6 protein-coding genes are annotated in these 6,409 nt (G+C 72.6%); 2 read left to right on the top strand and 4 right to left on the bottom strand.

The genetic code is table 11. From position 1 onward, the window contains the following. Window positions 1-90: 90 nt before the first annotated feature. The 3 genes from ectA to ACWEJX_RS31880 form a co-directional block, all read right to left on the bottom strand. Window positions 91-648: a diaminobutyrate acetyltransferase gene (ectA, locus tag ACWEJX_RS31870; RefSeq protein WP_451610888.1), complete on the bottom strand. Its 558-nt coding sequence runs from the start codon at window positions 646-648 to the stop codon at window positions 91-93. A 445-nt stretch (window positions 649-1,093) separates the two neighbouring features. Continuing rightward, a complete protein-coding gene (locus ACWEJX_RS31875; protein ID WP_451610889.1) occupies window positions 1,094-1,654 on the bottom strand; it encodes an HAAS signaling domain-containing protein in 561 nt (186 codons plus the stop codon). After that, window positions 1,651-2,022 (bottom strand): PadR family transcriptional regulator, encoded by a 372-nt coding sequence (locus ACWEJX_RS31880; RefSeq protein ID WP_403791147.1) that lies wholly within the window; start codon window positions 2,020-2,022, stop codon window positions 1,651-1,653. The genes ACWEJX_RS31875 and ACWEJX_RS31880 overlap by 4 nt, the downstream gene beginning before the upstream one ends. Before the next feature lie 339 nt (window positions 2,023-2,361). On the opposite strand from ACWEJX_RS31880, the gene fusA reads away from it, so the two are divergent. After that, window positions 2,362-4,377 carry an elongation factor G gene (gene fusA / locus ACWEJX_RS31885; RefSeq protein ID WP_451610890.1) on the top strand — a complete coding sequence of 672 codons (2,016 nt, stop codon included), beginning with the start codon at window positions 2,362-2,364 and terminating at the stop codon, window positions 4,375-4,377. 124 nt (window positions 4,378-4,501) lie between these two features. Beyond that, window positions 4,502-4,624, top strand: a complete 123-nt coding sequence (locus ACWEJX_RS31890) for a hypothetical protein (RefSeq protein ID WP_451610891.1) — start codon at window positions 4,502-4,504, stop codon at window positions 4,622-4,624. Window positions 4,625-4,655: 31 nt separating this feature from the next. On the opposite strand, the gene ACWEJX_RS31895 is transcribed toward ACWEJX_RS31890, so the two are convergent. Further along, on the bottom strand, window positions 4,656-6,266 hold the full coding sequence (locus ACWEJX_RS31895) for an MFS transporter (protein ID WP_451610892.1): 1,611 nt from the start codon (window positions 6,264-6,266) through the stop codon (window positions 4,656-4,658). Window positions 6,267-6,409 lie beyond the last annotated feature (143 nt).

Genomic DNA, 6,409 nt, shown 5'->3' on the forward strand with positions numbered 1-6,409 from the left:
TGCTCCGCAAGAGGTGGTGGTACGTGGCGGGTGGGTGGTCGGTCGGTCCGGGCGGGCTGTCAGGGCGTCAGGGAGGCCTGACAGGGGTTGTCAGGGCGTCAGGGGCCCGATGCGGTACAGCACTTCGGGCTCGTGTGACGCGGGAGTGGTCCCGTGCGGCTCGTCGGCGCCGGCCGGCTCGGGGAACACGGCCGTCGGGAAGAGGACCTCCCGCGCCACCCCGGCGCCGTGCCGGCGCGCGAACGAACGGAACATCCGGTCGGAGGCCACGTTCCCCGGTGTGACCGTCGCCTCGATCCGGACGAGCCCGTGCTCGGCCGCCACGCGGGAGGCCAGAGCGTCGAGCAGTGCTCCGGCTACCCCGGTTCCGCGATACGAACCCTCCACGGCGACCTGCCAGACGAACAGCGTCCCCGGCGCCTCGGGCCGCAGATAGCCGGTGACGAACCCGACCGCGCGCCCGGTCGCGTCCCGCGCGACGGCGGTCGTCCCGGCGAAGTCCCGGCACCACAGCAGATAGCTGTAGGGCGAGTTGACGTCCAGTTCCCCGGCCTCGTGGGCGATCCGCCAGAGGTCGGCGCCGTCCGTGATCTCGGCCCGGCCGATGTCCAGGCCGGCGGTCGCAGTGGTGGCGTGTGCTGTGGTCATGGGCGCCGAAGCTACCGAGCACATCGGTGAACTTCCTGGTGCGAGGGGGTTGTGGTGGGGCGGTGGAGGGTGATAGCCGCGCGAGCCGCCCGGCATACGGAAATGGCGGCGGAGGGGCGCGGAAAACGCCGTCAAATGGGTATGAAGTGCCCGTTTGTAACGGCTGGATAACGGCTCCGCCTGGCGTGAGCGGCCTTGTTAGGGACCTGCGAAAGGAGTGCGTTTCTGGTTTGGGGCGGGCGGTGTGGGGTGAGGCGTAGGGGTTCCGGAGGCGACGCAGGAGGCCCTTTCGCGCGCCGACGCGGGTCCGGCCCTCACCGCCCCCGTCAGTGGCTGACCGGGGCCCACTCGCACGGCTGTAAGACACCGCGAAGGCGCCCGGCCGGGGTCTCCCGGCCGGGCGCCTTCGTCTGTTACGTCTGTTTCGTCTGTTTCGTGTCGAGCGCTAGCGGCGCACGGTGCGCAGCAGGGTCACGGCGCCGATCGCCGGCACGGCGAGCGCGAACGCGACGAGGAGCAGCACCTCCGTGGGGCCGATCCGGGGAGCGGCCAGGAAGAGGCCGCCGACGAGCAGCACCACCGGGGGCGCTGCCGAGGCGGCCGTGCCGATCACCTTGCTCGGCTGGTCCCAGAGCGGCGACTTCCACAGCAGCCACAGCCCGACCAGCAGCGCCACCGCGCCCACCACCATGTTGAACAGGAAGAGCAGCCCCGCCGCGGCGAGCAGCAGCACGGTGGGCCAGGCGCGCCCGGGCCGTACGGGCTGACCGACCGTGACCGTCGCGGTGACCGGCTCCTCGGCGAGCGCGGACGCGGCCACCGTGCGGGGCTCGCCCAGGTCCGCGAGGACCTCGCGCAGCTGCTGCTCGCCCTCGGCGCCGCTCACCTCGATGTGCTCGCGCAGATCCGCCAGGAGCTCGGCCCGGCGCTCGGCGGGCAGTCCGGCCGTCTCGTGCGCGACGGCGTCGAGGTAGGCGGTCACGAGCGGGTGGTCGATGGTGTTCATGAGGGCTCCCCCTGCGGGTCGTTGAGAAAGTGGTCGACGGCGTCCCGGAACAGCGGCCAGGCGCGGGTGAACTCGGCCAGAGCCGCCCGGCCGGCCGGGGTGAGCGTGTAGTAGCGCCGGGACGGACCGCTCGGCGACTCGCGCAGCTCGGTGTCGACGAGTCCCTCGCGGCGCAGCCGGGACAGCAAGGGGTAGATCGTCCCCTGGCTGGTGGTCATCACGCTGACCGCGGAGAGCTCGCCGAGCAGCTCGATGCCGTACCTCGGCCCGTCCCTGAGCAGCGCCAGGACGCAGTGCTCCAGCACGCCCTTGCGGAGCTGGCTGGGAACCCTGCCCCCCGCCTCGTTACTTGCGTCACCAGGAACCATGTAATGCAAGATAGCTCGGGACGTGATCTCCGACAAGTCGAAAAACAGGTGTCTCATCCGGACCGCGTCTCCCTACACTCGCTCACGCGGACGATCCGACGCACCGTCGGTCGACGAACCGTCAGATGAACGAGCCATGAAGGGAGACGACCATGCGCACCGCCACCGCCGGCGCCGTCGTCTCCCGCGCCCGGTACGACGTGATCCTCGCCTCTCGTCCCGTCCGGTGCCGGCTGCGCGGCCGTCACCGCTGACCCGCGACGAGGTCGTACCCGTACAGCGAATCGTCACGGGAATCGCGCTGCCCTGCTTCCGCATCGCACGCGAAGGACCATCATCATGCGTACCTCTGCACACCTCCGTAACCTCGGCATCCTCGCCCACGTCGACGCCGGCAAGACCACCCTCACCGAGCGGTTCCTCTATCTGACCGGCGCCACCCACAAGCGCGGCGAGGTCCACGACGGCACGACCGTCACCGACTTCGACCCGCAGGAGCGGGACCGGGGCATCACGATCTTCTCCGCGGCCGTCAGCTGCGAGTGGGCGGGCCACCGGCTGAACCTGATCGACACCCCCGGCCACGTCGACTTCGCGGGCGAGGTCGAACGCGCGCTGCGCGTCCTGGACGGCGCGGTCGCCGTGTTCGACGGCGTCGCGGGCGTCGAGCCGCAGAGCGAGTCGGTGTGGCGCCAGGCCGACCGGCACGGCGTCCCGCGCATCGCGTTCGTCAACAAGCTCGACCGCGCGGGCGCCGACCTCGACAAGGCGGTGGCGTCCCTCCGGACCAGGCTCGGCACCGTACCGCTGCCCGTCCAACTCCCCATCGGCCGCGAGGACGGCTTCACCGGCGTCGTCGACCTGGTCCGGATGCGGGCGTACGAGTGGCCCGGCGGCGTCGCGCAGGGCGAGGGCCCGGTCGAAGGACCCGTGCCCGATGCCCTGCGCGAGCAGGCGGAGCACCGGCGGCGCGCGCTCGACGAACAGGTCGCGGAGCTGCATCCGGCCGCCCTGGAGGAGTTCTGCGCCAAGGGCGCGCTGAGCGCGGACACGCTGGTCGCCGCGTTGCGCGACCTCACCCTCTCCGGCGAGGCGACGGTCGTGCTGTGCGGTTCGGCCTACCGCAACCGCGGTGTGGAGCCGCTGCTCGACGCCGTCACCGCGTACCTGCCCGCGCCCGCCGACCTGCCGCCCGTACGCCCCGACCGGCACCCCGCCGACCCGGCGGCGCCGTTCACCGCGCTCGCCTTCAAGGTGGGCGTCACGTCCACCGGCCGTATGACCTACCTCCGCGTCTACGCGGGAACGCTCCGAAAGGGGGACACCGTGCTCGACACCACGGCGGGACGCACCGAGCGCGTCGCCCGCATCCTGCGCGTCCAGGCCGACCGTACGACCGAGACCGAACTGGCCGCGGCCGGCGACATCGTCGCCGTCGTCGGGCCCAAGTCCACCCGGTCCGGCGCCACGCTCTGCGCGCCCGACGCGCCGGTGGTGCTGGAGGAGCCCGAACGGGCCGACCCCGTCGTCTCGGTGGCCGTCGAGGCGCGGCGCGCCATCGACACCGGGCGCCTCGCCGCGGGCCTGGCCCGGCTGGCCGAGGAGGACCCGTCCCTGGTCGTCGGCACCGACCCCGAGTCGGGGCAGACCGTGCTCTCGGGCCTGGGTGAACTGCACCTGGAGGTCACCGTCGAGAAGCTGCGCCAGGCCCAGGACCTCGACGTCGTGGTCGGGCGGCCCAGGGTCGCGTACCGGGAGACGGTCGCCCGGGGCGTCACCGGCCTCGCGTACCGGCACGTCAAACAGGACGGCGGCGCGGGCCAGTTCGCCCACGTCGTCATCGATCTGGAACCGCTCACCGAGGAGAACGAGGAGGACTTCGTGTTCCGCTCGACCGTCGTCGGCGGCCGCGTACCGCCGCTGTTCGCCCGCGCGGTCGAGGCCGGCTGCCGCGACGCCCTCGCCGAGGGCCCGCTCGGCGGCAACCGGGTGACCGGAGTCCGCGTCACGCTCACCGACGGCTCCACGCACGTGAAGGACTCCTCCGAGCTCGCCTTCCGCGCGGCCGGCCGCTTCGCCCTGCGGGAGGCGCTCCGGGCGAGCGAGATGACGCTGCTCGAACCGGTCGCCGAGGTCACGGTCACCGTCCCCGAGGACGCCGTCGGCACGGTCCTGGGCGACCTCGCCGCCCGCCGCGGCCGGGTCAACGGCTCCACGACCCGGGGCGGCACGGCGGTGCTGACGGCGACGGTCCCGCTGGCCGAACTCTTCGGCTATGCCTCGCGCCTGCGCAGCCGCACCCAGGGCCGCGGCACCTTCACCACCCGTCCGGCGGGTTACGCACCAGCCGGATAGCTTGACCGGTTTGTACGGTTTCGGTGAGGTGGGTCACCTCGTTGAGCAGCTCATGAAGCAGCTCGGTCGGCGTCGTTGGATCTGGTCCCCCATCACTTCCTGGCAGGCCAGGAGGCTGTCCCGGGTGACCGGAATGTGTCTCGACGAAGCCTGGGTGAAGATCCGCCTCACCACCCACCCCGAGGAGTCCCACCTCGCCCTCGCCCGCGCCGCCCTGGCACGCTTCCTGCCCGGGCGGCGCGGGTGAGGTGCGCGAAGCCCCTACCGAGCGGGGCCTCTCATCGGGTACCCGCGCCTTCCGCCACGGCCGGCCCGGCCACGGCCGGTTCCGTCGCCGTCCCGGCCGTCCCGACCGTCTCGTTCTGCCCGGCCGTCCCGACTGTCTCGTCCTGCCCGGCCGTCCGGACCGTCTCGTCCTGCCCGGCCGCCCGGATCACGGTCTTCCCGCGCCCGTCCTCGATCCGCAGCCCCGTCAGCGCCGTGACCGTCACCAGCGCGAACGCGATCGCGCCGATCACGAACGCGGTCGTGTACTGGGACTCCTGGGGCAGCGGCGGGACGCCCGGCGGGAGGCCCTTGATGAGGCGTGCGGTGAGCAGCGAGGTGATCACCGCGCTGCCGACGGCGCTGCCGACCGAGCGGGCGATGGAGTTGATGCCGTTCGCGATGCCGCTCTGGTGGACCGGCACGCCCGCCACGATGAACGCGGGCAGCGACGCCAGGCCGAAGCTCACGGCGAGGCCGGTGAGCATGCCGGCGGCGATCACCGAGCCGGTGGTGCCGTGCTGGAGCGCCAGCCACAGATAGCCGAGGACGCCGAAGACACCACCGGTCGCCAGGGTGACGCGGGCTCCGACGCGGCGCACGAGGAGACCGGCGATCTGGGCGCCGACGAGCGAGGCGAAGGTCGCGGGCAGGAGATAGGTGACGGCCGCCGACAGGACGGAGGCGGTGAATCCGTATCCGGCGAGCGCCGTCGGCGTCTGCACGAGGTACGACACGGCGATGAACTGCGTGAACATGCCGAAGCCGAGCAGCAGCCCCGCGACGTTGGTGAAGAGAACCGGCCGCAGTACGAACATCCCCATGTCGACGAGCGGTTCGCGCACCCGCCGTTCGACGAGCACCCACACCGCCGCCATCACCACGGCCGCGACGAACAGCGTGACCGTACGGGCCGAGCCCCAGCCCCAGGTGTTGCCCTGCGACACCGGCAGGAGCAGCAGCACGAGCGTGGCGGCGAGCGCTCCGGCGCCCAGCCAGTCGGTACGCCCGCCCGACGGACGCGGCGACGGCGGGACGGTCACGGCGGCGACCACGAGCGCGACGACGGACAGACCCGTGGCGAGCCAGAACACCCGGTGGTAGTCCGGGTCGGCGCCCCGCGTCAGCAGCCCCGCGCCGACCAGGGCGAGACCGCTGCCGACCGCGAGGGTGCCGCTGACCAGACCCATGGCACCGGGCAGCCGGCGCGGCGGAAGTTCGTCGCGCAGTACGGACAGGGCGAGCGGGAAGATCGCCGTGGCGGCGCCCTGCATGGCGCGGGCGGCGAGGAGCAGCGGGAGCGAACTGGTCGTGGCGGCGAGGACCGAGCCGACGACGGTCAGGGCCAGGACGGCGATGAGGACCGGCCGCTTGCCGCGCTGGTCGCCGAGCCGGCCGAGCAGCGGCGTGAACACGGCGGCGGACAGCAGGGTCGCGGTGGTGAGCCAGCTCGCGGCGGACGTGGTGATGTCGAGCTGGTGCTCGACGACGGCCAGGATCGGGACGACGAGCGTCTGCATCATCGACACGACCATGGCGGCGAGGCCGAGGGCCAGGACGAGTCCGGTGCCGGACTGCCTGGACTGCCTGGACTGCCTGGACGAAAGGGATTGCTGCGGGGACATGGAGGGACAGGCTCCGAAAGATACGTACGAGGGTGGGAGAAACGAAGGAGGGAGATACGAGGGAGGGAAAAGGCCGTGCGGCGGCCCGCGCGCATCGCGCGGGCCGGCGCCGGGGGCGGCGAGCGGTGCGCCAGGCGGACGAG

The organism is Streptomyces sp. NPDC004788, from assembly GCF_053601115.1.